19 protein-coding genes are annotated in these 24,914 nt (G+C 63.6%); 5 read left to right on the top strand and 14 right to left on the bottom strand.

Translation table 11 applies throughout. The features are described from left to right. Positions 1 to 121: 121 nt before the first annotated feature. The 6 genes from QEH68_RS19390 to QEH68_RS19365 form a co-directional block, all read right to left on the bottom strand. Positions 122 to 1,405, bottom strand: a complete 1,284-nt coding sequence (locus QEH68_RS19390) for a VCBS repeat-containing protein (RefSeq protein ID WP_207595297.1) — start codon at positions 1,403 to 1,405, stop codon at positions 122 to 124. Positions 1,406 to 1,547: 142 nt separating this feature from the next. Continuing rightward, positions 1,548 to 3,374 (bottom strand): VCBS repeat-containing protein, encoded by a 1,827-nt coding sequence (locus tag QEH68_RS19385; RefSeq protein ID WP_280624315.1) that lies wholly within the window; start codon positions 3,372 to 3,374, stop codon positions 1,548 to 1,550. Between the two features lie 41 nt (positions 3,375 to 3,415). Beyond that, positions 3,416 to 5,641: an FG-GAP-like repeat-containing protein gene (locus QEH68_RS19380; RefSeq protein ID WP_280624313.1), complete on the bottom strand. Its 2,226-nt coding sequence runs from the start codon at positions 5,639 to 5,641 to the stop codon at positions 3,416 to 3,418. A gap of 153 nt (positions 5,642 to 5,794) precedes the next feature. Further along, positions 5,795 to 7,648, bottom strand: coding sequence for an FG-GAP-like repeat-containing protein (locus tag QEH68_RS19375; protein ID WP_280624312.1), 1,854 nt, complete (start codon positions 7,646 to 7,648; stop codon positions 5,795 to 5,797). Between the two features lie 15 nt (positions 7,649 to 7,663). Then, positions 7,664 to 8,812: a VCBS repeat-containing protein gene (locus tag QEH68_RS19370; protein ID WP_280624310.1), complete on the bottom strand. Its 1,149-nt coding sequence runs from the start codon at positions 8,810 to 8,812 to the stop codon at positions 7,664 to 7,666. Between the two features lie 51 nt (positions 8,813 to 8,863). Further along, positions 8,864 to 9,991, bottom strand: coding sequence for a VCBS repeat-containing protein (locus tag QEH68_RS19365; RefSeq protein ID WP_280624308.1), 1,128 nt, complete (start codon positions 9,989 to 9,991; stop codon positions 8,864 to 8,866). Positions 9,992 to 10,194: 203 nt separating this feature from the next. Between QEH68_RS19365 and QEH68_RS19360 the strand changes: the two genes are divergently transcribed. The 3 genes from QEH68_RS19360 to QEH68_RS19350 all read left to right on the top strand — a co-directional run bounded on the left by QEH68_RS19360 (position 10,195) and on the right by QEH68_RS19350 (position 12,950). Next, positions 10,195 to 10,803: a TetR/AcrR family transcriptional regulator gene (locus QEH68_RS19360; RefSeq protein WP_207595291.1), complete on the top strand. Its 609-nt coding sequence runs from the start codon at positions 10,195 to 10,197 to the stop codon at positions 10,801 to 10,803. Positions 10,804 to 11,084: 281 nt separating this feature from the next. Continuing rightward, positions 11,085 to 12,275, top strand: coding sequence for an NADP-dependent malic enzyme (locus tag QEH68_RS19355; RefSeq protein ID WP_280624306.1), 1,191 nt, complete (start codon positions 11,085 to 11,087; stop codon positions 12,273 to 12,275). A 171-nt stretch (positions 12,276 to 12,446) separates the two neighbouring features. Continuing rightward, a complete protein-coding gene (locus QEH68_RS19350; protein WP_280624304.1) occupies positions 12,447 to 12,950 on the top strand; it encodes a DUF456 domain-containing protein in 504 nt (167 codons plus the stop codon). 90 nt (positions 12,951 to 13,040) lie between these two features. On the opposite strand, the gene purU is transcribed toward QEH68_RS19350, so the two are convergent. Genes purU through glyA form a run of 7 tightly spaced genes read right to left on the bottom strand, consistent with a single transcriptional unit; the run spans position 13,041 to position 21,986 of the window. Beyond that, complete coding sequence (purU, locus tag QEH68_RS19345) at positions 13,041 to 13,940, bottom strand: formyltetrahydrofolate deformylase (RefSeq protein ID WP_280624302.1); 900 nt, start codon at positions 13,938 to 13,940, stop codon at positions 13,041 to 13,043. A 2-nt stretch (positions 13,941 to 13,942) separates the two neighbouring features. Continuing rightward, complete coding sequence (locus QEH68_RS19340; protein WP_280624300.1) at positions 13,943 to 15,346, bottom strand: L-serine ammonia-lyase; 1,404 nt, start codon at positions 15,344 to 15,346, stop codon at positions 13,943 to 13,945. Beyond that, positions 15,346 to 16,005 (bottom strand): sarcosine oxidase subunit gamma family protein, encoded by a 660-nt coding sequence (locus QEH68_RS19335; RefSeq protein WP_280624298.1) that lies wholly within the window; start codon positions 16,003 to 16,005, stop codon positions 15,346 to 15,348. The genes QEH68_RS19340 and QEH68_RS19335 overlap by 1 nt, the downstream gene beginning before the upstream one ends. Next, on the bottom strand, positions 15,998 to 18,943 hold the full coding sequence (locus tag QEH68_RS19330; RefSeq protein WP_280624296.1) for a sarcosine oxidase subunit alpha family protein: 2,946 nt from the start codon (positions 18,941 to 18,943) through the stop codon (positions 15,998 to 16,000). Before QEH68_RS19330 ends, QEH68_RS19335 begins: the two co-directional genes overlap by 8 nt. 2 nt (positions 18,944 to 18,945) lie before the next feature. Further along, a complete protein-coding gene (locus QEH68_RS19325) occupies positions 18,946 to 19,362 on the bottom strand; it encodes a sarcosine oxidase subunit delta (RefSeq protein ID WP_280624293.1) in 417 nt (138 codons plus the stop codon). Positions 19,363 to 19,383: 21 nt separating this feature from the next. Beyond that, complete coding sequence (locus tag QEH68_RS19320) at positions 19,384 to 20,604, bottom strand: sarcosine oxidase subunit beta family protein (RefSeq protein ID WP_011776430.1); 1,221 nt, start codon at positions 20,602 to 20,604, stop codon at positions 19,384 to 19,386. Then, positions 20,601 to 21,986: a serine hydroxymethyltransferase gene (gene glyA, locus QEH68_RS19315; protein WP_242703429.1), complete on the bottom strand. Its 1,386-nt coding sequence runs from the start codon at positions 21,984 to 21,986 to the stop codon at positions 20,601 to 20,603. Before glyA ends, QEH68_RS19320 begins: the two co-directional genes overlap by 4 nt. Positions 21,987 to 22,137: 151 nt before the next feature. Between glyA and QEH68_RS19310 the strand changes: the two genes are divergently transcribed. Next, a complete protein-coding gene (locus QEH68_RS19310) occupies positions 22,138 to 22,809 on the top strand; it encodes a GntR family transcriptional regulator (RefSeq protein WP_089596525.1) in 672 nt (223 codons plus the stop codon). 401 nt (positions 22,810 to 23,210) lie between these two features. Here the strand turns inward: QEH68_RS19310 and QEH68_RS19305 are convergent, their stop codons facing one another. Next, on the bottom strand, positions 23,211 to 23,690 hold the full coding sequence (locus QEH68_RS19305; protein ID WP_207595280.1) for a DUF4383 domain-containing protein: 480 nt from the start codon (positions 23,688 to 23,690) through the stop codon (positions 23,211 to 23,213). Between the two features lie 155 nt (positions 23,691 to 23,845). Between QEH68_RS19305 and QEH68_RS19300 the strand changes: the two genes are divergently transcribed. After that, positions 23,846 to 24,817: a hypothetical protein gene (locus tag QEH68_RS19300; protein ID WP_280624288.1), complete on the top strand. Its 972-nt coding sequence runs from the start codon at positions 23,846 to 23,848 to the stop codon at positions 24,815 to 24,817. The last annotated feature ends 97 nt before the right edge of the window (positions 24,818 to 24,914 follow it).

Here is a 24,914-nt window from a genome sequence, read left to right as displayed (position 1 = left end):
AGATGACACTACATTTTCGGCTTTGCCCGGTAAATGGTTCCGTGAAATCGAAGTCATTGTGAAGGAGGGCCTCCCCGAAGAAACCCGGAGGAGGCCCTCAATCAAAAGCCGTGAGGAGGGCCTAGAAGACCGCGTTGAACCCGCCCCAACCCCATCCAACAACTCCGGAGCTCTTCCAGCCTCCGGAGCCGTTGCCGTAGTACATGCGCATCTGGCCTGAGGTGTCGATGCCCCAGACATCGTTGGCGCCGTCGCCGTCGAAGTCCCCGGCGCCGCCCAGTTTGGTGATGGCGTTCCACCCCTGGCCGATCGTGCCGCTGGTGGTCCATCCTCCGGAGCCGTTACCGCCGTAGAAGTGCAAGTTGCCTGCCCCGTCGCGGGCCAGGACATCGGGCTTGTGATCGCCGTTGAAATCGCCGGGGGAGAAGACGGACGTCATGCCGCTCCAACCCCAACCAATGGTTGTCGCCCCCAGGAAGCTGCCGGACCCGTTGCCCGGATACAGGACGAGTTCGCCGGAAGGCTTGCGTGCGAGGAGGTCGTTGTTGCCGTCGCCGCTGAAATCGCCGGCAGCAAAAACGGACGTGAAGATACCCCAGCCCCAGCCGATTTGCTGGCGGGGATACCAGCCGCCCTGCCCGTCCGCGGGGTAGAGGAAGAGCGACCCCGCGCCGTCACGGGCAATGACGTCGTTCTCTCCGTCATTGTTGAAGTCTCCGGCCGAGAACATCAGATTGAAGATGTTCCACCCGGAACCAACTTCGTAGGCCTGCTTCCACGTCCCATTTCCACCCGTGGGGAAGAGCCCCAGGCGTCCCCAGGAATCACGAATGAAGAGGCTCATGGTGTACGGATCCCAGTACTCGGCGCGGTAGGAACCGGAAGTATGGGGCCGGTCCAGGTCCACCGGAGTGATGTAGTTGAAGTCCAACGCATTCAGCGCAACAGCGGCAGTGCCGGAGTCTGGCAGGTTGCCTGGATTGTGGATCAGCGAACCGTCGCGCCAGTATCCGAACTCCTGGCCTGCGGTGGTCTGGATCTGCAGGTATTGGGCCAGGTAGGTTCCCGGCGGAGTGCCCTGGGCAAAGAAGATCTCGAACGTGTAGGTCGAATCAGCCGCGCTGTAGGAACCCTGGGTCATCTGTGTGTGCAGCTTTCCAGTGGCCGTGTTCCTGAATAGGACATAGACGTCGCTGATGGGGCCGGAGGCTTGGAGGGTAACCCTGGAGGAGGCCTGTCCTCCGGCAGCGATCGAATGGGGCGTCGTGGAGACCGCTACCGGAACCGGTGCAAAAGTGTCGTCAGCCTGCACGGCAGGAGCCAGTCCCAGGCCAACAACCACAACGATGCAGCTAGTCAGTGCGGCGAGCCAGGTGCGCACGCGGCGCATAGGAGTGATCCCCATTGTTCCCCCAAATCAAGCCGGTCCCGGATGGCCGGCGGGTATAAGTGTCTTGAGGGTACAACGCGGGAACGACAGTCTGGGAATTTGCTGGCAAATGTTCAACGAAAAGACAAGTCAAACCCTGAAATCAACCGAAATCAGCTTAGAAAACGGCAGTGAGGTAACCCCATCCCGTCCCCGCCTGGCTGGTCTGGCGATAGTAGCTGTTCCAGTCGCTGCCCAGTGCCTCGGTGGTGAACACGCCTTGGTCAGAGACGCTGAAGAAGTAGTTGTAGCGGTCGGAATGATTAAATCCGCCCAATCCACCCAGGTAGATGCTGGATGAGTAGTTTCCTGTCAGCGTCCTCGACGACAACCATCCACCCTTACCGTTGGGGTAGTAGGCGCTGAGCTTCCCGTCTGTCCCGCGGGCGAGGAAATCGGAGACTCCGTCGCCACTGAAATCGCCGGGAGTGAAGACCTTGTTGAAGGACTGCCACCCCTGTCCAACCTGCGTTGGGGTAAGCCATCCGCCCCTCCCATTGCCGGGGTAGAGGAAGAGGCGCCCCTGAGGGTCACGCGCCAGGACATCGCTGGTCCCGTCACCGTTGAAATCGCTGGCCGGAATGATCTCGCTGAAACCTGCCCAGCCGGTCCCGATGACAGAAGAGCCGCGCCAGCCGCCGGATCCATTTCCGCGGTAAAGCCACAGCTGACCGGACTTATCGCGGGCCATCACATCCATTGCGCCGTCGCCATCGAAATCACCGGGAGACATCAGCGCAGTGAAGCCGGCCCATCCCCAGCCGATGTCCTTGGTGGCGCTTTTGAACTGGCCATAGATGTCCCCTCGGAAAAGGGTCAGTGTGCCGTTGGGTTTTCTGGTGATGACATCCGGTTTGGCGTCGCCGTCGAAGTCCCGGAGGAGTGACTGATGCTTGACCATCACATCAGCGCTGCGGAAGAGGCCTACGACGCTGCCGTCGTAGCTGACAACGGCCGTCACCCCGAGTTTCTTGCCGGCATCTGAGGGCTTGGGGCTGTAGCTTGCCCCTGTGGCCGAAGGGATGGGATCGGCAATGTTCAGGAGCCATTGGTAGCTGACAGTTGGTTTCGCTCCCGCGGGGAGTCCCTTGATGGTGGAGGGATCAAACACTGCCTTCACGGACCCCCGCACCCCTGGATAACCGGCGATCACAGGGTCCGCGGCGGCCGCCAGGTAGAAGGGTTTGGTCTCGACGGTCTCGGGAAGGTGCCCGGCTGCCAGGGCGGTGAGTTTAAGCGTGAGCCCGGACCCGGTTCCGGCGTACTTGCCCGAAACATCGAACCAGTTGCTGCCGGAGGACTTGAAGACGCCGTCGCGGAACCATTCGTACGTATAGGACGACGGCGGCGCGGACCACGTTCCGTGGTTGACGTCGAAGGCAGGATAGGAGTAGCCCGCTTCTTTCCGGATCCCGAGAGCCGGCAGGGTGATGTTGTCGTTGGGAACAAGGACGTTGGCGGGATTGCTGACCGTGAAGTCCAGGGTTTCCCAGGCAACAGGGAGCACCTCTTCGTAGGTGGAGCCACGGTTGTAGGTGAGCATTCGTTGGCCGTAGGTGATGATCACACTCTGCAGCGTGTGGGTGCCGTTGAAGTAGGTATCGGCTGCCACGGCGGCCGAGGCGGTCGCTGTCAGTGGCCCGGCTGCGGGTGTCCCCGACCAAATGACGCGGTGTTCGGTGACATGGGATTCGTCGGTGTAGCGGAACTCGACGCGTTGGGCCCGCTGCGCCAGGGTAAAGGCGATCTTCACGGTGGCCCCCACAGCAACCGTGGGGGTGGATACCCGTTGGGCGGCAACGATTTTTGGTACAGGGTCTTCAGCCGCTTCCGCAGGCTGGAGCGAGGCCGGCGCCAACAGCATCGCAGCCAGGAGGACTCCCAGCAAGGCAGCAAGAGGGCGGAGTTTGGTGGGGCTTAGCCCTGCAACGGTGCGAGTGGTCATGACGTCTTCCCCCGAATGGTGTGAAGTGGTTGTGGGCATGGCTAGAAGACGGAGTTAAAGGAGTTCCAGCCCCAGCCGATGGTCGCTTGGCGCTTGAGGGCGATATGGCCCAGCCCGTAGAACATGGTGAGCCGTCCATCGGGGTGGATCCCGTACACCTCAGGGACCCCGTCACTGTCAAAATCTCCGGGTGCGCCGATCCTGCTGAAACCTTCCCAGCCATAGCCCGCATAAGCGCCGAAGACGTTGGGCGTCCATGCGTTTTCGTGGAAGTATCCATTTCCGGAGCCGCTATAGGACCGGAGGTTGCCTGAGTTGTCACGGGCGAAGATGGAACGCGACGACGGAGAGATGAAGGCATTAAAATCGCCCCACCCGCCACTGAGTGTGTAAGGGGTCAGGAAGCCGCCACGTCCATTTCCGGGATACATCACCATGGTGTTCGAAGCATCCCGGGCAATAAGGTCTGCGGTGCCGTCACCGTTGAAGTCGCCCGGTGCCACGATGTCCTTGACCGACCCCCAGCCTTGACCGATCTGGAACGATCGAAGCCAGCCGCCCTGGCCATTGCCCTGGTAGAGGAAGAGTCGTCCGGCACCATCGCGGGCCATGACGTCAACGTTTCCGTCGCCGTCGAAGTCGCCAGGGGAGAAGAGCGAGTTGAACCCGTTCCAGCCTTGGCCGATTTTTTGGGCGGGCAACCAGCCGCCGCTGCCGTTGCTGGGGTACAGCCACAGGTTACCGCCGGTATCTCGGGCGAAAATGTCCCCCGTGCCGTCTGCGTTGAAGCCCTTGCCGCGGGTCTTGTTTGCCAACGGTCCCACAAGGTCAACAACCTCGGTAATGGCCGAGCCTGCATCGAAGCGGGCTGTTACCCCTGCAGTGATGATGTTTCCCTTGTCCGCCAGGGTGGTCCGGTAGTCCCGGGAGGTGGCGCCTGGAATAGGAGTGCCGTTGCGTTTCCAGACGTAGGTGTAGCTGGCCTGGCCGCCCTCGGGGTCGACGCCGGCGGCACCATGCTCCAAATGGAGGACGCCGCCCACTGACGCGTCACCGGTGATGCGCAGGTTGCTGACCCAGACCCGGCGGGGCATCGGCCCGAATGCCAACGTTGAGACGCTGGTGGGGAGGTATCCGGCAGCCCGCGCGGTCATCTTGACCCAGATCATGTTTGCGGGATCGTCGTACATGTTGGACTGGTAGGTGTCCTTGGTGGAGTAGTCGATGGGAGTGCCGTTCCGGTACCACTGGATTTCCGAGAATGACGGTTCTACGGGCCACGTTCCTGGCTGGATGGTCAGGATCGTATTGGGAACCAGGTCCCCCGCGACACGTGGCGCCACCGAGGGACTCAGTTTCTGCAGCACCTTGGCCGGGTTGCTCACCGTGATGTCACCTGTTGCCAGTCCTGCCCGAACGGCCGTGCCCAACGGCACCGGTGAGGTTCGCTCCATCGTCCCATCCCGAAGGTAGGAGTCCTTGGCCAGACCGTCAAAGTAGGAGATTTCCACACGCTCCAGGGTGTACTTTCCCGAAGCCTGCGCTGCCGTGATGGCCCCGGTGGCCGTGATGGTCTGGGGGCCAGGCGCTGGGTTACCCGCCCACGTCAGCTCGAAGGGGGTGACCTCTGAAGCATCCCGGTAGACCAGCCGGACCGCCTGGGCAAGTTGGGAGAGCTTGACCTGCACCCCTGCGGTCTGTCCTGGCGCGAACGTGGCTTTGGCCGGCAGGAACGATGTAGGAACGGGCGCTGCGTAGGGCAACGAAGGGTTCCTGACTTTGAAGTCCTGTGCGGCGGGGTCACCAAAAGGCGCGGCGCCGGTGCCCGGCGGATAGACGCCGCCACCGCGGTAATACACCTGCGAAGCACCCGCCGTGGTGATGACCTGGACGTAACTGACCTCGATCGCACCGTTGGGCCAGGACGACGGGGAGGCGACGCCTGCAACAGTCCCGGCGCTCGCACCAGCAGCCGCGGCACCGCCGGCACCAGCTGTCCACGCCAACGTATGCTTCCCGGCAACACTGTGCAGCCCCACCTCAACACGCTTGACCGCGACGGAAGTCGTGAAGTTGAAACTGACAGGAGCCCCGACGTCGACCGTTGCAGCGGAGGTCCGCACGAACGTGGCGAGGACCGGTGTGGCGGCTACGGCGGGTGAAACGGGCGTCACCACCACCGCTGCAAGAACGAAGGCCAGCGTCAGCAGGAGCGCCCGGACAGCGGTGGACGCAGCACGAAAGCGCAGAGCAGGATGAGACTCCAAGATTCCCCCAAATGGTGCAGACCAGAGCGGCCTGTGGAGGCCAATTGAAATGACAATACAGCCCCGTGATCCCGGTAACACTTATTGGGTTTGGAATATCGTTATTTGCAGGAATGTGTCGCACGTCAAAGCAAAAACTCAACCAAAATCGGCTTAGAAAACCGCAGTGAATCCGCCCCAGCCCCAACCAACAACGCCACCGCCCTTCCAGCCGCTGCTGCCACTGCCGTAGTACATGTTCAGCTGGCCCGAGGCGTCGATGGCCCAGACATCGTTTAAGCCATCGCCGTTGAAGTCTCCCGCGCCGCCGATGCGCGACATGACGTTCCAGCCGGTGCCGATGGACCGTGCAGTGGTCCAGCCGCCGCTGCCGTTGCCGCCGTAGAGACGGAGGTTCCCGGCATTGTCGCGGCCCATGACGTCGGGGTTGCCGTCACCGTCGAAATCGCCGGGGGAGAAGACCTGGCTGAGGACATCCCAACCTTGGCCGACTGCGCCCGGGGAGCGGAAACCGCCCACGCCGTTCCCGGGGTAGAGGACCAGAGCTCCTGAAGGGGTGCGGGCCAGGAGGTCGTTGGCGCCATCCCCTGAGAAGTCGCCGGCCGCGATGACGGAGTCAAAGATGTCCCAGCCCCATCCGACTTCCTTGCGCGGCAGCCAGCCGCCGGTCCCGTTGCCCGGATAGAGGAACAGGGTGCCGGCATCATCCCGGGCCAGTACGTCGTTGAAGCCGTCGCCGTTGAAGTCGCCGGCGTTGAACACGAGGTCGAAAACATCCCAGCCATACCCGATGGTCTTCGCCGCTTGCCATCGTCCGGCGCCGTCCGTCGGGTAGAGCAGAAGGTTCGCCGCGGCGTTCCGGGCGAACAGGTCCAAGGAGGCACCGGCGTCGAAACCTGCTGTGTGGGCTTTGTTCCGCACCACAGTGCGGCTGTACACCGTGAACGGGCGAGTGGCCGTGGCTGGATTGCCGGCCTGGACCACTGCGCGGAAGCCGACGACGGCGCCACGGTCGGCAGCGGTCAGCGTGTAGGTTTTGGCGGTGGCCCCGTTGATCGGGGTACCGTTCCGCACCCATTCGTACCGCACGCTGACGGCGCCGCCGGCCGTCCCGGTGGAGACGCTGCCCTCGCTGAAAGCACCCGTGAGTTTTTCTCCCACGGTCAGCTTGCCTTGGAGCGCCGGGGCAGTTGCGGTAATGGGGGAGGTGGGGGTGAGCGGCAGGGAGGATGCCGACACAGCCCGGTACCCTGCCCGGGTGGCCGTGACGCGGACGGACAGGGTCTGGTCCAGGTCGGCTTCGGCTACCCGGTAGCTGTTGACGGTAGCGCCGGCGATGGGTTGGCCGTTCCGCAGCCACTGGTAGGCGAAGCCAGTGGGCGGGTAGGTCCAGGTGCCGTTGTCAGTGGTCAGTACTTGGTCGTAGCGGGCCACTCCGGACACCACTGGTGTTTTGGTATTGGGGTTGTCGATGAGCGGGAAATTGGGGTTGTTGACGGAGAAGTCGACGCCGTCCAGGGCGCCGGGCCGTTGCGTTGGCGCGTCGAGGCCTTGGCTCAGGAAGAGGATGTTTCCGTCACGGCCGTAGCGCACGGATCCCTGCCCCGCAGGAAGCACAATGTTGACGCTGAGGAGTTTGTACCGGCCCGTGCGTTTGAACGCGCTTCCGTTGACCGGCACCTTGGCCTGCGCACTGTATGGTCCCGGAGCCGCGCTGGTGGGTCCATAGAGAATTGCCTGCTCCAGCGTGTCCTCGTTGACGAACGCGAATCCCACTTCCCGGGCCGGCCCGCTCAGGGTGAAGGAGAGGGAGATGGTATTGCCGGGGACCACGGTGGCGGGTGAAGTCCGCGTCACCACGGTAGGCAGCGGCGCCGGTCCTGCTGCGTTGGCACCCGGCGGCGGAACCGCGATGGCGAGGGCGGCGCACAGGAGAATGGCCAGAAGGAGGTGGAAACCCAGCCGCAGCGCACGTCCGGAAGCCAAGGCGGAAGAATGAAATGTCATAAAATCCCCCAAGTCTTAGAAGACTGCGTTGAAACCGCCCCAGCCCCAACCGATGGCACCGGCGCCGTTCCAGCCGCCGTCGCCGTCGCCGTAGTAGGCGAGCAGTTGGCCGGAGCCGTCCACCGCGTAGACGTCCACGTTGCCGTTGCCGTCAATGTCGCCGGCCGCGCCGATGGTAGCCATGCCGCCCCACCCTTGGCCGACCACCGTCATACCGGCCCAGCCTCCCGCGCCGTTGCCCTTATACAGGCGCAAGGATCCAGCTGCGTCGCGTGCCAGGATGTCCACGTTGTGGTCGCCGTTGAAGTCGCCGGGGGTGATGATCTTGTTGACCACGTTCCATCCGCTGCCCACCACGGAGCGGGTAAGCCAGCCGCCGTTTCCGTTGCCCGGGTAGAGGTAGAGGAGGCCGCCGGCGTCGCGGGCCAGGAGGTCATTGGTGCCGTCGCCGTTGAAGTCGCCGGGGGAAACGATCGAGTTGAAGGCGTTCCAGCCGCTGCCTACCTGGCGCCCGGCGAGGAAACCGCCGTTGCCTGTTCCCGCGTAAAGGAAGAGATTGCCGGCCGAATCCTTGGCCAGGATGTCGTTGGCGCCGTCGCCGTTGAAGTCGCCGGGGGACACCACAGTTCCGAAGCCGTTCCAGCCCGGCCCCACTGTCCTGGCGGATTCCCAGGCGTTGTTGACGCGCGGATACATCATGAGGGTGCCGTCGGTGCGGCGGGCGAGTATCTCAAAAGCACCGCGCCCGGTGAAGCCGTTCGCCCTGTTGGAAGCGGAGATCGGGGCGGTCTCTTCGCTGGAGACTTCCAGCGGCTCGCACCCATTCTGGCTGGCCACGACATGGGCTGCGATGGTCTTGCCACGATCTGACTCATCGAGCGTATAGGTCCACCACGCCCAGTGGTCCTGGGCTCGAACGCCGTCGCGGGTCCAGTAAATGCCGTAGTCCGGGCCGGCAGCGGCGCCGCAGCCACGGTAGGAAGCAGGATCGATTTCAAGCGTGAGTGTTGAGCCAACAAAGGGCGCACCGTGAACCACGGGATTCGAGGGATCCATGGTTGCCATGGCGGGTGCCGGCGCGAAGGCGAGTGCGGCGACGACCGCCGCTGCAATGCCAGCCACCACCCGGCGCACACCTGACGTAGGGCGCGTTGGTGCGTTCATGATGTCCTCCCCAGACTTTATGGGGCTAATTCTACCGCGCAGGGGTTTTCTCTAGAAGATCGCTGTGAATCCGTTCCAACCATGACCGGCGATCTCAGACCCGCGCCATCCGGTGCGCCCGTTGCCGTAGTAGATCACCAATCGACCCTGCTGATCGACGCCATAAACATCGTTGAAACCGTCATTGTCGAAGTCCCCGGCGGCACCCGCTGCTTTCAGCGCGTTCCAGCCGACCCCGATCAACCATGACCTCGTCCATCCGCCGGCACCGTTGCCGCCGTAGAAGTAGAGATATCCGCTGCGGTCCCGGGCCAGTACGTCCACGTTGCCGTCGCCGTTGAAGTCCCCCGGCGTCAGCAGCGCATCCATCATCTGCCAGCCCTGCCCGACGGCGGTCCTCGCCAACCAGCCCCCCGAACCATTGCCCGGGTACAGGTAAAGAGCGCCGCCGGGTTCGCGGGCCAGGACGTCGTTGTGGCCATCGCCGTTGAAGTCTCCGGGGCTCACGATCGTGTCGAAGACGTTCCAGCCCTTGCCAATGGTCTGTGCCGGTTTCCATCCACCGGTTCCGTCGCCGGCATAGAGATACAGGGTTCCTGCAGAGTCCTTGGCGATCACATCGCCCTTGCCGTCGCCGTTGAAGTCGCCCGGCGAGAAGGTCAGGTTGAAGATGTTCCAACCCCAGCCCACCGTCCGTGCCGCTTCCCATGCGCTTCCCTTGCGGCCGTAGAGTTGCAAGGCGCCGTCGGTGCCGCGGGCCAGCAACTCGTAGCTCCTGCCCGTGAACCCGGCCGCCCGGTTGGCGGCGCCCACGGGTTTGGTTTCGTCGCTGTGCAGGGAATCGCCGCTGCAGGCCGTCTTGCTGGCGGTGACATGGGCGGCCATCCGGGCCCCGGTGTCGTCGGGCTGCAGCGCGTAAGTCCGGGCTGTCTCGCCGGCCACCAGGAATCCGTCCCTGGTCCAGTAGATGGTGAAGTCCGGTCCCTTGCCGCCGCCGCAGCCGTAGAACGTATACGGGCCGATGTCTACGGTGAGCTTGCCGCCGACGAACGCCTCTCCACTGAGGACGGGATCGGGTCCGCTGCTTTGGGCGGCCGACGCCGGGAGCGGACTCAGTGCCATGGCCGCCACAGCTGCGGTCAGCAGCGCTGCTGCCATCCGGCGTCGAAATGTCCCCATATGCGTTCCTCCCGTGATCCAGACCTGCCTGCAGTGTATGTGCGCGGAGCGCCAATGGCAGGGAGCGGCATGCGCGCTTTCTTGGCTGGAGAGCTCTCAGGAAACGGTCATATAGCTCCCGTATCATTGATGCGATCGGCCAGCCGAGGGTCTATGACCCCAGCCGGCCGCTTCCTTGTCAGCCTGCCAAGAGATCGCCGGAAATGCCCGCCTCAAACTCACTGGAACCGTATTCCCTTGACCTGACCACGGGGTTGCCCCGTATGGCTGCCGCGCCCACCACCCCGCGGCAGCAGCTGCGTTATGCCCGCATCCTGAAGACTGCTGCGGGTTTTGCCCAAAGGCAGTTCGATACGCTGAGCCTTTCCGACGTCGCGGCCAGGGCTGATATCCCGCTCGGCACGCTGTACCGCTACTTTCCCTCCACAGCCCACCTGATGCTGGCCGTGTACAGGCAGCAGCTGCGGGAGCTCCGGGATGGCGTCCGCCGCCGCGAAGGTAAAGGTCACGCGCTCGCGGGTTTGATGATGGAAATCTTCCATCTGAGGGTCATGCAGCCGGGGGTGGAGCACTGCTTGATCCGTCCTGCAGGCAAGGACGACGACACCGCACAGTTGCTGCGCGAGATCGATGCGTTGTCCGAGGAGGTGGTGGGTTCGCTCAGCAAGGACACCGGCCAGGATTCCGTGCGTGCCAGGATCCTGCTCCACCTCGTTAGTGGACTTGTCCAAGCCGTTCGATGCCGACGGTTGTCGCTCTTTGAAGCCGAAAAAGATCTGAAGAAAGCCTGCTCCCTGCTGACCGGAGAATGACGGAATGTGGACTCTGGTCTAGACCAGCAGGGCTTCTGAACACGGTTTTTCGCATGACGTGGATCACAATTAGAGCTGGTTGAACGTTTTACTCTCGAATCGTCTCTCTTGGTATTGAATCTTGTACCTCCTCAGGCTCCCTAGGCTGGAAACACCGAAGCGGCTAGCAGCCCCCTACCTGCAGAAGCAACGCCGGACCAGCCATCCTTGGTCCGCTACAGCAGTTCTGTTCCTGCCCGAACCATGCCGTGGGTCCACGGCTAGCCTGAGGAGACAAAGACGTGTCCATTGAGACAATTGCTACAGACAACGACGCCCTGGTACTGACCGAAGAAGAGATCTTCGCAGCCCACGAAGGCGGCAAGCTGACCATTTCCAGCACCGTGCCGCTGAACAACAAGCGCGACCTTTCCATCGCCTACACCCCCGGAGTCGCGCAGGTCAGCCGCGCAATCCACGCCAACCCCGAGCTTGCCCGCACCCACACCTGGGCCGAGCGCCTGGTTGTTGTGGTCAGCGACGGCACCGCGGTCCTTGGCCTCGGCAACATCGGCCCCAGCGCCTCCCTGCCGGTCATGGAAGGCAAGTCTGCCCTGTTCAAGTCCTTCGGGGACCTCGACTCCATCCCGCTGGTCCTCAACACCACCAACGTGGACGAGATCATTGAGACCCTGGTCCGCTTGCGCCCCAGCTTCGGCGCCGTGAACCTTGAAGACATCTCCGCTCCCCGTTGCTTCGAACTCGAAGAGCGCCTCATCGAAGCCCTCGACTGCCCGGTCATGCACGATGACCAGCACGGCACCGCCGTCGTGGTTCTTGCAGCCCTGACCAACGCCGCCAAGGTGACCCAGCGCGAACTCGCCGGCCTCAAGGTTGTCGTCTCCGGCGCGGGTGCCGCAGGCATCGCCATTGCCGAGATCCTCCTCGCCGTGGGCATCAAGGACGTCATCCTGCTCGACTCCAAGGGCATTGTCAACGCTGACCGTGCCGATCTTGCGGCAGACCCCGGCAGCGTCAAGGCCCGCATGGCCCAGCGCACCAACCCCCGTGGCATCACCGGCGGCCCGGGCGAGGGACTGACGGGCGCAGACGTCTTTGTGGGCGTCTCCTCCTCCAAGTTGGACGAAGAGCACTTGAAGCTCATGAACGATCAGTCGATTGTGTTCGCGCTGTCCAACCCGGACCCGGAAGTTCTCCCCGAGGTTGCCCAGAAGTACGCGGCCGTTGTTGCCACCGGTCGCAGCGACTTCCCGAACCAGATCAACAACGTTCTGGCCTTCCCCGGAATCTTCCGTGGTGCACTCGATGCCAAGGCCCGCCGCATCACGCCCGCCATGAAGATCGCCGCAGCCAACGCCATCGCTGAGCTGGCCGCTGAAGACCTTTCCGCGGACTACATCGTGCCGAGCCCTCTGGATGCCCGCGTGGCACCGGCCGTCACCGCGGCAGTTGCTGCCGCCGTGGCTGAATAGGGGTTACCCGGTAGCGGTTTCCACCGCAAGACCGACGACGGCGACGCCTCCCGTGCTGGGGAGCGTCGCCGTCGTTTGTGGTTAAGGGCAACGCGGGGTCACTTACGTGCCGCCATGACGCGCTCAAGGGGCCATAAGTGACCCCGCGTTGCTGTGCATAGACTGAGGGGCATGAACGCCGAACTGATCGTGACCATCCTGTGCGGCCTGGCCATTGCGGTAGGTGTCGCCGGGACCATCATTCCTGTACTCCCGGGCAGCATCCTCATCGGTGCGAGCCTGCTGGCCTGGGCCATCTGGGGAGGCGCCGGTCCACTCGGCTGGGTGATCTTCGCCATCGGCATGGTGTTTGTGGTGGCCGGTATGGCCGCCAGTGCCGTGCTCACGGGACGGAAGCTCAAGCAACACGGCATCCCCAACCGGTCGGTGCTCATCGGCGTGGTGCTGGGCGTGGTGGGCATGTTCGTCATTCCCGTAGTGGGGCTCTTTGTGGGGTTTGCCGTAGGGCTGCTGCTCAGCGAAGTCCAACGGACGCGGGACTTCCGTACAGCCGTCCGATCCAGTGGTGCCGCGCTCAAGGCAACGGGCATCGGGATCCTCGTGGAGTTCGGGTTGGCGTGTGCCGCGGCGAGCACGTGGATTATCGGCGTTTGGATCAACGCGGTGAACGGCTAAGCCCTTAAACGCCAATTCGACGGCCCGCTGCGGGTTGGATGGTTGGAACCATCTGTCACGCAGCAAGCCGTCGAATCGGGTATGCAAGCCCTACTTCAACACGATTGTCCTGTTCCCATTCAGGATGATCCGCCCCTCGCAGTGCCAGCGAACGGCGTTGCTGAGGGCTTTGCATTCGGTGTCCCGGCCGGCGGCTACGAGATCGTCCGGCCCGAACGTGTGGTCCACCTCCACTACCTGCTGGGCGATGATGGGACCTTCATCCAACTCACCATTCACGTAGTGGGCGGTGGCACCCACAGTTTTCACACCACGCGCGTATGCCTGGTGATAGGGCTTGGCACCCTTGAAGCTGGGCAGGAACGAGTGGTGGATGTTGATCGCGCGGCCATCCAGTTTGCGGGCCAGATCATCACTGAGCACCTGCATGTAGCGGGCCAGGACAATGAGTTCAACGTCCAGTTCATCGATGATCTCCAGAAGGCGCCCCTCGGCGTCCGGCTTGGTAGCCGCGGTGACCGGAACGTGGAAGAACGGGATCCCGTGCCACTCCGCCAACCCCTGGTGGTCGGTGTGGTTGGACACAACGCCCACCACGTCGATGGGCAGCTCGCCGATCCGTGCGCGGAACAGGAGGTCGTTCAGGCAGTGCCCAAACTTGGAGACCATGATCAGCACACGTCGCTTGTACCCTTGGGGCTGCAGCTGCCAGTTCATGCTGTACTTATCACCTACCGGGGCGAAGTCCTTCCGCAAGGTATCAACCGTGGAGGCATCGCCGTCGGACGCGAAATGCACGCGCATGAAGAAGTGGCCCTCGGCACGATCGCCGAACTGCTTGTTGTCGATGATGTCGCAGCCGTGGTCCAGCAGGAAGCCGGACACAGCGTGCACGATGCCCGGACCTTCGGGGCAGTCGAGGGTGAGGACGTGTTCCACAGTCGTCTCCGGGGAGGCGGCGGCAGCAGTTTCAGTTTGGATGGCAGTCATGGCTAGCACTCCACTACGTTGACGGCGAGGCCTCCACGGGAGGTCTCCTTGTACTTGGATTTCATGTCGGCGCCGGTCTCGCGCATGGTCTTGATGGCCTTGTCGAGGGACACCTTGTGGCTGCCGTCGCCGTGCAGGGCAAGGCGGGCGGCATTGATGGCTTTGACGCTGGCGATCGCGTTGCGTTCGATGCAGGGGATCTGCACCAGCCCGCCCACGGGATCGCAGGTGAGGCCCAGGTTGTGTTCGATGCCCACTTCGGCGGCATTTTCCACTTGCCCAGGCGTTCCGCCCAGGACTTCGCAGAGGCCGGCGGCAGCCATGGAGCAGGCGGAGCCAACCTCACCCTGGCAGCCGACCTCGGCACCGGAAATGGACGCGTTGATTTTGAACAGGATCCCGACGGCGGCCGCCGCCAGCAGGAACCGCACGACACCGTCGTCGTTGGCTCCCGGAACAAACTTGGTGTAGTAGTGCAGCACGGCGGGGACAATTCCGGCGGCACCATTGGTGGGTGCGGTGACAATCCGGCCGCCCGCGGCGTTTTCCTCGTTCACGGCCAGAGCGAACAGGTTGACCCATTCCATGGCGAGCAGCGGGTCCGAAGGATTGGAGGCAGCGCCGTCGGCCTTGTTGGCGGCGTCAGTGGCGGCAAGCGTCTTGAACAACGACGGCGCCCGTCGCCTGACCTTCAGTCCTCCCGGCAGGATTCCCTCGGCAGAGCAGCCGTTGTCCACGCACTCCTGCATGACGGCCCAAATCCCCAGCAACCGTTCGCGGAGTTCTTCCTCGGAACGCCACACGAGTTCGTTGGCCAGCATGATGTCCGAGATGGACTTGCCTTCGCGTAGGCAGATGGCCAGCAGTTCATCTGCCGTGGTGAAGGGGTAGGGCAGGACGGTGTCATCGGCTACCACTTTGTCGGCTCCGGAGACGTCACCGTCCACTACGAAGCCACCCCCGATGGAGTAGAAGCTGCGTTCCCGGAGTACGGTGCCCGTGTGGTCCAGCGCCCGGAAGGTCATCCCGTTGGGGTGGGCGGGCAACGACTTGCGGCGGTGCAGGACCACGTCCTCGTCCCAGTTGAAGTCCACCCGGTGGTTGCCGGCCAGGTGCAATTCCGCGTCGAGTGCCGCGGCCGCAACCTGGTCATCGGCTGTGTGGGTATTAACGGTTTCAGGTGAGTGGCCTTGCAGCCCCAGCACCACGGCCTTGTCTGAGCCATGGCCCCGGCCGGTGGCGCCCAGGGAGCCGAAAAGCTCTGCCTGGACGCGCACCGTAGCCGGAAGCTGGCCGGACGATTCAAGACCGTCCGTGAACTGCTTTGCCGCGCGCATGGGGCCTACCGTGTGTGAAGACGACGGTCCGATGCCAACAGAAAACAGATCAAGCACACTCAGTGCCATCAGGGGACCTCAGGCGAGGCGTACTCCCGCATGGCGTCGAGGAGCCAGCGTCCCAGGAAATCGGCAAACGAGGCCCGGGGAAAGATCCGGTACGACTCATCCGAGGTCTTCCAGAGCATCACCGGGATGTGCGCGAGCTCAGTGGAGACAGCCGTGCCGGCCTTGAAGACCCGTGGATGCAGGTCCAAGGCGCAGGTCTTCTCCAGCACTGCGCGGGCGTGGCTGCCGGAGAGCTCAAACGTGGTGCGGTTGGCGGACAGGTCCACCACCTGGCCGGCGTCGCCACCCAGCGCCGAGGTCAGATCGCTGACCAGGGAGCCACCCAACGAATCGTGGGCTTCCTCCGGAGCTACCACCAGGAACTCGGTGGGGCCGAGCCACAGGGTGTTAACGGAACCCTTGTCTGTAACGGCGCCGCCCGTCACTGCACCGCAGGTGGCAGGCAAGCCGCCGGTCACGGACGCAACGCGGGCACCGGCGTCGGACGCTGGGTGAACCCGGATGCCCACCATGGCCTGGTAAGGGATTTCGGTGAGCGTCACCGTGCCCGGCACGGAGCCGGAGGTGAAGGCCTCAGCCAGGTGCTCGGCCGGGCTGCGGCGGGCGCCCCGGACGCGGTCGACGTGTGCGGTTTCTGCTGGTGTTGCTGTTTCAGCCATCTTTGCGGGTCCCTTCAGCATCGAAAAGTACGGTTTCGCCAACAACCACGTCCACCAATTGGTCTCCCAGCGAGGCCACCAGGGTCTCGCCGATGCGGTTGCGGCCGTTGTGAATGAGTGCCAGGGCGAAGGAACGGCCCAGCGCGGCGCTGTGGTAGCTGGAGGTCACGAAACCCTCCATGGGGACGGGTCCGGAGGCCGGGTTGACCGGGATGCCCTTTTCCACCAGCTGCGTACCTTCCGGCAACCTCAGCGAGTGGTCCACGGGAAGGACGCTCACCAGGTGCTTGCGGTCCTCACGGCTGGCGTCCTGCCGAAGGTAGGAGCGCTTGCCGATGAAGTCCTTCGCTTTGGAGACGATCCAGTCCATGCCGGCGTCCTGCGGGGTGACCGTGCCGTCGGTGTCCTGCCCAACGATCGGGTAGCCCTTCTCGGCGCGGAGCACATGCATGGTTTCGGTACCGTACGGGGTGATGTTGAACTCCGCACCTGCGGCAGCAACAGCTTCCCAGGTGTTGAGTCCGTACCAGGACGGGATATTGATTTCGTAGGCCAGTTCGCCGGAGAAGGAGATACGGCAAACGCGTGCCTGCACTCCGGAGGCCAGAGTGGTCTCGCGGAACGTCATGAACGGGAAGGCTTCAGCGTCCAGGCCACCGTTTTCGGCGAGCTGGGGAGCAACCTTGGCGATCACTGCGCGGGACTTCGGGCCAACCACGGCGATGGTGCTCCACTGCTCCGTTACGGACGTGCAGACCACATCGAGCTCCGGCCACTCCGTCTGGTGCCACTCTTCCAGCCAGTCCAGCACCTTGGCTGCGCCGCCGGTGGTGGTGGTCATGAAGTAGCGGTCCTCGTCCAAGCGGAGGGTTACGCCGTCGTCGAAGATCATGCCGTCCAAGGTGCACATGACACCGTAGCGGGCGGATCCCGGGGCGAGCTTTTTGAACGCATTGGTGTACACACGGTTCAGGAATTCGCCGGCGTCCTTGCCACGGATCTCGATCTTGCCCAAAGTGGTGGCGTCCATGAAGCCCACGGAGTCGCGGACCGCTGCGCACTCACGCAGGACTGCCGTGTCCATGTCTTCCCCGGCCTGCGGGTAGTACCAGGGGCGCTTCCACTGACCAACATCTTCGAACAGTGCGCCCTGGGCAACGTGCCACGGGTGGATGGAGGTGACGCGGGCGGGGTCGAACAGTTCGCCACGCTGGCGGCCTGCCAACGCTGCGAAGGCCACCGGCGTGAACGGCGCACGGTAAGCGGTGGTGCCAATTTCGCCGACGCCCGGAATGTTCTCAGCTCCGCCGAACTTCAGCGCCGCGGCGATGACGCCGATTGCGTTGACGCCGGAGGTCTTGCCCTGGTCATTGGCCGTGCTGATGGAGGTGTACCGCTTGACGTGCTCCACGGAGCGCATGCCGGCCCCGGTGGAGCGGAGGACATCGGCCACGGACTGGTCGCGCTGGAAGTCGACGAAGTGGTGGTGCCATTCGCCGGGCTCACCGGTTTGGCCGGGGACCAGCCAGAGCTGGCGGCTTGGAGCGCTGGCCACAGGTGCCTGCAGTTCCACTGGGGTGGTGGCGGATTCGAAGCCAGCGGCGATGGACGCTGCCGCTCCCGCCGAGATGCCTTCTGCCAGGCAGTCCTGCAGTTCAAAGCTGCCACGGCCGGCGCCAACCACCTGCTGGTCACGGACCGGCTTGGTGGGAATGAAGGCAGCGAGCTCATCATCCCAACGCAGCTTGCCCTGGCGCTGGCTGTGAAGGTGGACCACCGGGCTCCAACCACCGGAAACGGCGAGCAAATCGGCAGCGAGCTGTTCGACGCCTGAGGTGAGGTCGCCGTCGTCGTTAATGCTGCGGACGGTGACGCCATTCAGGCGGCCATTCTCGTCCGCCGACGTGTCAGCCACGGCGCTGCCGATCAGGACCCGGATACCGGACTCGACGGCGGCGGCTGCCTTTGCGCTGATCTGCGGACGGGCATCGACGACGGCGGCAACCGCCACGCCTGCTGCCTTCAGGTCCGCGGCAAGCGCGTAAGCGGAATCGTTGGTGGTGGTGATGACCACGCGTGAACCGGCCGCCACGGCGTAACGGTTCAGGTAGGTGCGGGCAGCCGAGGCGAGCATGATGCCGGGGCGGTCGTTGTTCTCGAACACCAACGGACGCTCGTGGGCGCCCGGAGCCAGGACAACCTGCTTGGCACGGATGTGCCAAATACGCTGGCGCGAGACACCCGATGCTGCCGGGACGCTGAGGTGGTCCGTGCGGTTCTGGGCTGCGATGAAGTAGTTGGAGTCGTAGGAACCGAAAGCAGTGGTGCGGTTCAGCACCGTGCATTCGCCGGCGGAAACCAGTTCGGCTTCGACGTCAGCAACCCATTCCAGGGCCGGCTTGCCTTCGATCAGTTCGGCCAGCTCCGGGGCGGTGGAACCGGAGAGCAGGGAGCCTCCGAGCTCGGGCTGGTCGTCGATCAGGATGACGCGGGCCCCGGTGCGGACAGCTTCGCGGGCGGCTGCCAAGCCGGCGATGCCACCGCCGACGACCAAGACATCCGTGTGGACATACTTCTTGTCGTACTCAGCCTTGTCCTCGTTGGGATCAAGCTTGCCAAGGCCGGACAGGAGCTCAATGTTCATGCCGTCCACCAAGGACACTGCGGTGGCGGGAAGCATGGACTCGGCAACGTGTCCGCGGAAGCGGGGCGCGATCTTGACCAAGGCATTGGACTCTTCCACGCCGGCGGCCATGATGCCGCGGGGGCGGTCCTCGTAGAGGGAGTTGCCGGCGTTGATGTGGCCGTTGGCGAGCAGCGCCGAAGCGATGGTGTCGCCAGGGTGGCCGGTGAATTCCTGGCCGTCCACGGTGAAGCGCCAAGAGATGCTGCGATCGATGCGTCCGCCGGTGGCGAGGCGTGCGTTCTTGTTGGTCACTTCTAGACTCCTTCCGAGGAGATGGGGGTGGTTGCCGTGGGGGCTGTGGCTCCGGGGGCGAGCCCGGGTTCGCCGGCCTGGCCGAAGTCCCCGGACTGGGTGAACTCCCCTGGTTTGTCCGGTTCGCTCTTCGGGCTGTTCACTGTGAGGTCCGGGCGGGGCTGGCCCATCCCGTAAATGGAGTGGATTTCGTAGCTCACGGTGTCGCGGAGCATGTTGAACCACTGGCGGCAGCCGGTGCTGTGGACCCAGCGCTCGGCGAAGGTGCCCTTGGTGTTCTCGCGGTAGAACAGGTATTCAGCCCATTCGCGGTCCGTGAGGTCGTTCGGGTTCTCCGGGTAGGCGATGTGTGCTTGGCCGCCGTAGTGGAATTCGGTTTCGTCGCGTGGCCCGCAGTTGGGGCATGAAATGAGGAGCATGTCTTTTCAGTCCTGTCCTGGCTAGTGGGCTACGGCTGCGGCGCCGTGTTCGTCGATCAAGGCGCCGGTTTCGAAGCGTTCCAGCGCGAACGGCTTGTTCAGCTTGTGCGGTGCGCCGGTAGCAATGGTGTGCGCGAAGGTCAGGCCTGCCGCCGGAGTGCCCTTGAAGCCGCCGGTTCCCCAACCGCAGTTGACGAACATGTTCTCCACGGGGCTCAGCCCCACGATCGGCGAGGCGTCCAGTGTGGTGTCCACAATGCCGCCCCAGGTCCGGAGCACGTGGGCCCGGGCGAAGATCGGGAAGAGCTCAACAGCTGCTGCCATCTGCTCCTCAATCACGTGGAACGAGCCGCGCTGGCCGTAGCCGTTGTAGGAGTCCACGCCGGCGCCCATTACCAGTTCGCCCTTGTGGGCCTGGGACACGTACACATGTACGTGGTTGGACATGACAACTGTGGGGTGGACCGGCTCGTGCAGTTCGGAGACCAATGCCTGGAGCGGGTGCGACTGGATCGGCAGGCGGAAGCCGGCCATTTCTGCCAGGACTGAGCTGTGGCCGGCGGCGCAGAGGCCCACCTTTTCGGTGTTGATGGTGCCGCGGGTGGTCTGGACTCCAGTGACGCGGTTGCCGTCCTTGATGAAGCCGGTGACTTCGCAGTTCTGGATGATGTCCACGCCCAGTTCGTCGCACTTGCGTGCAAAGGCCCACGCCACGTGATCGTGCTTGGCAATGCCTGCGCGTGGCTGGTACGTGGCGCCCATGACGGGGTAGCGGATGTTGTCGCTGATGTTCAGGATGGGGCAGAGTTCTTTGACCTGCTGAGGGTCCAGCCACTCAGCATCCACGCCGTTGAGCCGGTTGGCACCCACGCGGCGAACGCTTTCGCGGACATCGCCCAGGGTGTGGGCCAGGTTCATGACGCCGCGCTGGCTGAACAGGAAGTCGTACTCAAGCTCTTCCGGGAGGATTTCCCAGAGCTTGAGGGCGTGCTCGTAGATGGCGGCGCTCTCGTCCCAAAGGTAGTTGGAACGGATGATGGTGGTGTTGCGGGCCATGTTTCCACCGGCCAGCCAGCCCTTTTCCAGGATGGCGATGTTGGTCATGCCGTGGTTCTTCGCCAGGAAGTACGCGGTGGCCAGGCCGTGCCCGCCGCCGCCCACAATTACGGCGTCGTAGCTTTTCTTCGGGTCCGGGTTGCGCCAGAGGAAGTCCGGGTGTTCGGGGAGGTGGTCTGCACTCACTGGGCTGCTCCAATCAGTTCTGCTTCGGTTGCGGCGCCATTGCCGTTGTTGTTCAGGTGCGGGTAAAGCGGGAACTTGTCTGCCAGCGCGGTCACGCGGCGGCGAAGTTCGACGGCGGTGGCCTCGTCCAGGGTGACGTCACCTTCGGTGCCTGTCTCTGAGCCTGTGGCCTTGGTGCCGCTGTTCGCTGCGGCGATCAACGCCGTCGCAATGATGTCCGAGACTTCGGTGAAGTCCTCAGCTTTGAAACCGCGGGCGGCGAGGGCGGGAGTGCCGATGCGCAGGCCCGAGGAAACCATCGGCGGGCGGGGGTCGAAGGGAACGGCGTTGCGGTTGACCGTGATGCCGATGCGGTGCAGCGTGTCTTCTGCCTGCTGGCCGTTGAGCACTGAATGGCGGAGATCGGCAAGGACCAGGTGGACGTCGGTGCCGCCGCTGACAACGGAGATGCCGGCTGCAGCTACGTCGTCCTGGAGGAGGCGCTGGGCCAGGATCTTGGAGCCTTCAAGAACGCGGACCTGCCGTTCCTGGAACTCCGGCTCAGCGGCCATCTTAAAGGCCACGGCCTTGGCGGCGATCACGTGCTCCAGCGGACCACCCTGCTGGCCGGGGAAGACTGCCGAGTTGACCTTCTTGGCGATGTCGGCATCGTTGGTCAGGATCACGCCACCGCGGGGACCGCCGAGGGTCTTGTGCGTGGTACTGGTGACGATGTGGGCGTGGGGCACCGGGCTGGGGTGCAGGCCCGCGGCTACGAGACCCGCGAAGTGGGCCATGTCCACCATGAGGTAGGCACCCACCAGGTCGGCGATTCGGCGGAACTCGGCGAAGTCTAACTGGCGGGAGTAAGCAGACCAGCCGGCGACGATCAATTGCGGCTTGCTCTCAAGAGCCAGGCGCTCGACCTCAGCCATGTCTACAGTGTGGGTGTCCTCGCGGACGCCGTAGGGGACAACCTTGTAGAGCTTGCCGGAGAAGTTGATGCGCATGCCGTGGGTCAGGTGGCCACCGTGTGCCAGGTTCAGGCCCATGATGGTGTCGCCGGGGGTGATCAGCGCGTGCATGGCCGAGGCGTTGGCCTGGGCTCCGGAGTGGGGCTGGACGTTGGCGAACTCTGCACCAAACAAGGACTTCAGACGGTCGATGGCCAGCTGTTCGATCACGTCTACGTGCTCACAGCCGCCGTAGTACCGCTTGCCCGGGTAGCCCTCGGCGTACTTGTTGGTCAGCACCGATCCCTGGGCCTCCATGACGGCCGTGGGAGCGAAGTTCTCAGAGGCGATCATTTCCAGCGTGGACTGCTGGCGGATGAGTTCCTGGGCGATCGCCTGATCGACCTCCGGGTCCGCCTGGGCGAGCGGGCGGATCAGCGGTTCAACCATGGTGTTCTCCTTCAAAGCTTGTCTAGTGGCCGACTGTTAGGCAACTGATATATTAGAACTATTGCCATAGTATGTTGGAGATCACATAGTCGTCAACAGGTCAGCGGTAACTCATCCAGCAGACTATGAATGCGACTAACGGGAGAGACTAATGAGCGCAGCACTGGAAGCACTGGAATCAGTTCCGCAGGGCACGTCCCTGGCGGAGAACGCCTACTTGCTGCTGCGCGACCGGCTTATCATGCTGGACATCAAGCCCGGCGACCCCATTAATGACGGCCAGATTGCTGCAGAACTGGGAATCGGGCGCACCCCCGTCCGCGAAGCCATCAAGCGCCTTGAAAGCGACCATCTCGTGGTGTCGTACCCGCGGCGCGGCACCTTCGCAACCGGCGTGGACATCACCCAGCTCGCCGAAGTCTCCGAAATCCGCGAGCTCCTGGAACCGCTCGCCTCCAGGAAGGCTGCCCGCATGGCCAGCCCCGCCATGCGTTCCGAGCTTCGCGGCGTCGCAGCGGCCATCCGTGATCTTGAAGGCCAGGACAATTCCTCCCAGGAACTCATGCGCTATGACATCCAGGTGCACCGGCTCATCTACAAAGCCTCCGCCAATGCGCACCTCGAAGACGTTCTGATCCGGTACGACAACCTCGCCACCCGCATCTGGTGCCACATGCTCGAGAAGATGCCCTCCGTGTCCGGTCACATCTCCGAGCACGCCGACCTACTCACGGCCATCGCCGACGGCGACGAAGACCGCGCCGCCGAGCTAGCCCTGCACCACGTGGTCAGCTTCGAAGAGACCATCCGCAAGGTCCTCTGACCCTCTCTCACATCCCGCGTGCTTGGGCGGGTCCCTCTCCCACGTCCCTCGTGCTTGGGCGGGTCCCTCTCTCACGTCCCTCGGGCTTGAGGCGGACCCTCTCTCACATCCCGCGTGCTTGGGCGGGTCCCTCTCTCACGTCCCTCGTATTTCGGGTGGGTCCCTCTCTCACATCACTCGTGCTTGGGGGCGCTGCCGTGGCCGCCCCTGGCTGCGGCATTGGCACTTGTTGGGTTGCCTAACGGTGGGCGGCCTTCTTCAGCCAAGTGAGAGAGCGTGCGGGTGATGGGCTAGGGATGTGAGAGAGGGACGAAAATGGCCTGGATGTGAAAAGAAAAACGGCGGCCGTCCCCTCAGGGGGAGCGGTCGCCGTCGTTTGTTCACAACGCGTGTGGGAAGGTTTACATCTTCCGTCGGGCCGTTGTGGTTTCGTCCATGGCATCCCTGCCCAGCCAGGCGCCCAAGCCGATCATGGCAACGCCGAGGATCAGGTGCAGCCAGTTGTCAGCCGTGTTGAACGGGACAAAGTTGGCAGCTGTTTCCTGGTTGATGACCAGGCCGTAGATCCAAAGAACGATGTACACGGCGCCGCCGCCCAGGAGGAACAGGCGGGCCATGCGTGCGTTCCTTGCCATGGCCAAGCCGGCCACGCCAAACAGCAGGTGAACGATGTTGTGGAGTATGGACACTTGGAAGATTCCAAGCAGCATGGCGCCTGACTCATGTCCAGCAAAGGTCATGGCGCCGAAATTGGTGGTGATTCCCGGGATGAACCCCAGGACGCCTACCAGCAGAAATACAATGCCAACGCCCATGGCGGTGTTGCGAAGCGTCAACCCCATCATGTGGTGGTGTTCGGCGGGGTGCGAAGCGGTGGTCATCAGTCCTCCCTTTCACGCGGTTACCCGGCTCTTCTCATGGAGAGCCGACCTGCGGCAAGGGGTGTGGCAAAACCTTGCCGACGCCGCCATAATACTCCTGAAATGCCTCCGATAGCAGGGGATGTGCCCAGTTCAGCGGCGGTTAGCATGGATTTATGAGCCAAGCTCCGAACGGACGTGTGCACACGATCTTCCACGACACCCGCGATCTCACGCCCTTCCGCGAGGGCTACGTCCGCACCCCGGTCCGTGGCCTGGCCGACGGTGTGAATGACGTGCTGTCCGGCGTGCTGAGCGGACGTGACCACGCGAGGTTGTCCGTGGTGGGCAACGTACCGCGGTTGAAGATGCTTTCCTCCAAGACGGCCAAGGCGATGCACGAAGCCGTGTTCACCTCCACGGAGCCGGATGGGCTTCTCGCTTTTGGCCGTATGAATCCGGGGTGGGCCGGCTTATGCCACGTTATGGCAGGCCTGCTCGCATACAAGCATGGCGGGTTCCTGCGGGCTTCGGAGCTGCTGCAGCGCGGTTTAACAACAAGGATCGACGACGACGCCAGCCAGTTCTCGGCTACGTACCTTGGGCAGGTGGTCACCAAAGTCGAGGTAGCCGAACGCATCGAGGTTCCGGTTCTGTTCAGTGAGGAATCCGTGTTCTTGGCGCTGGCCCATTGCCTGCGGGAGATGGGGATGACCGAGTCGGCATTGGAAGCAGTGGTCGGCTTGCCGCCGTCATTGCCTTCTGCCCTGGCGCGCTGCACCGCGGCGTATTCGCTGGAGCGGCACCGGGACGTGGTGCTGTGGACCGAAGGTTTGCTGAACACTGACGACCTATCGGCTGCCTTGTTGCTGATCCGTGCGCGTTCCCAGCGGGCCCGGGGTGACATCGAATCCGCGCAGCTGGCCTTGAAGGAAGTCCTCCGGCGGCGGAAGACCAACCTGGCGTTGAAGAATGATGCACTGACAGACAGGGCACTCCTCGCGCTTGACCAAGGCCGCCGAACCCTGACTCCGCGGTCCAGGCGTCCTGCCCCTCCGGCTGAGCTGGAGACGCTGGAGGTCATCCGGAAAGACGCTGAAATGCGGCGCCTTTGGGAGAACGATTTCAGGCAGCTGGGCGGCGAATAAAAAACCATTGCGTCCTCGGGGGAGGAAGCGTATTCTCTTAATCAACCAAACAGTTGATCAATTAATTGATTGAATTAGGTTTGGTTGAGGACGAAGG

The sequence above is a fragment of the Paenarthrobacter sp. OM7 genome, from assembly GCF_029873575.1.
In the GTDB taxonomy this organism is placed as follows: Bacteria; Actinomycetota; Actinomycetes; order Actinomycetales; family Micrococcaceae; genus Arthrobacter.
The sequence above is the reverse complement of the archived record's forward strand: the minus strand, read 5'-3'. Positions and strand labels throughout refer to the sequence as shown.

Coding starts and splice junctions, on each gene's coding strand:
- QEH68_RS19390 (WP_207595297.1), bottom strand. CDS start 1,405: ATGGGGATCACTCCTATGCGCCGCGTGCGCACCTGGCTCGCCGCACTG.
- QEH68_RS19385 (WP_280624315.1), bottom strand. CDS start 3,374: ATGACCACTCGCACCGTTGCAGGGCTAAGCCCCACCAAACTCCGCCCT.
- QEH68_RS19375 (WP_280624312.1), bottom strand. CDS start 7,648: ATGACATTTCATTCTTCCGCCTTGGCTTCCGGACGTGCGCTGCGGCTG.
- QEH68_RS19370 (WP_280624310.1), bottom strand. CDS start 8,812: ATGAACGCACCAACGCGCCCTACGTCAGGTGTGCGCCGGGTGGTGGCT.
- QEH68_RS19365 (WP_280624308.1), bottom strand. CDS start 9,991: ATGGGGACATTTCGACGCCGGATGGCAGCAGCGCTGCTGACCGCAGCT.
- QEH68_RS19360 (WP_207595291.1), top strand. CDS start 10,195: ATGCCCGCCTCAAACTCACTGGAACCGTATTCCCTTGACCTGACCACG.
- QEH68_RS19350 (WP_280624304.1), top strand. CDS start 12,447: ATGAACGCCGAACTGATCGTGACCATCCTGTGCGGCCTGGCCATTGCG.
- purU (WP_280624302.1), bottom strand. CDS start 13,940: ATGACTGCCATCCAAACTGAAACTGCTGCCGCCGCCTCCCCGGAGACG.
- QEH68_RS19340 (WP_280624300.1), bottom strand. CDS start 15,346: ATGGCACTGAGTGTGCTTGATCTGTTTTCTGTTGGCATCGGACCGTCG.
- QEH68_RS19335 (WP_280624298.1), bottom strand. CDS start 16,005: ATGGCTGAAACAGCAACACCAGCAGAAACCGCACACGTCGACCGCGTC.
- QEH68_RS19325 (WP_280624293.1), bottom strand. CDS start 19,362: ATGCTCCTCATTTCATGCCCCAACTGCGGGCCACGCGACGAAACCGAA.
- glyA (WP_242703429.1), bottom strand. CDS start 21,986: ATGGTTGAACCGCTGATCCGCCCGCTCGCCCAGGCGGACCCGGAGGTC.
- QEH68_RS19310 (WP_089596525.1), top strand. CDS start 22,138: ATGAGCGCAGCACTGGAAGCACTGGAATCAGTTCCGCAGGGCACGTCC.
- QEH68_RS19305 (WP_207595280.1), bottom strand. CDS start 23,690: ATGACCACCGCTTCGCACCCCGCCGAACACCACCACATGATGGGGTTG.
- QEH68_RS19300 (WP_280624288.1), top strand. CDS start 23,846: ATGAGCCAAGCTCCGAACGGACGTGTGCACACGATCTTCCACGACACC.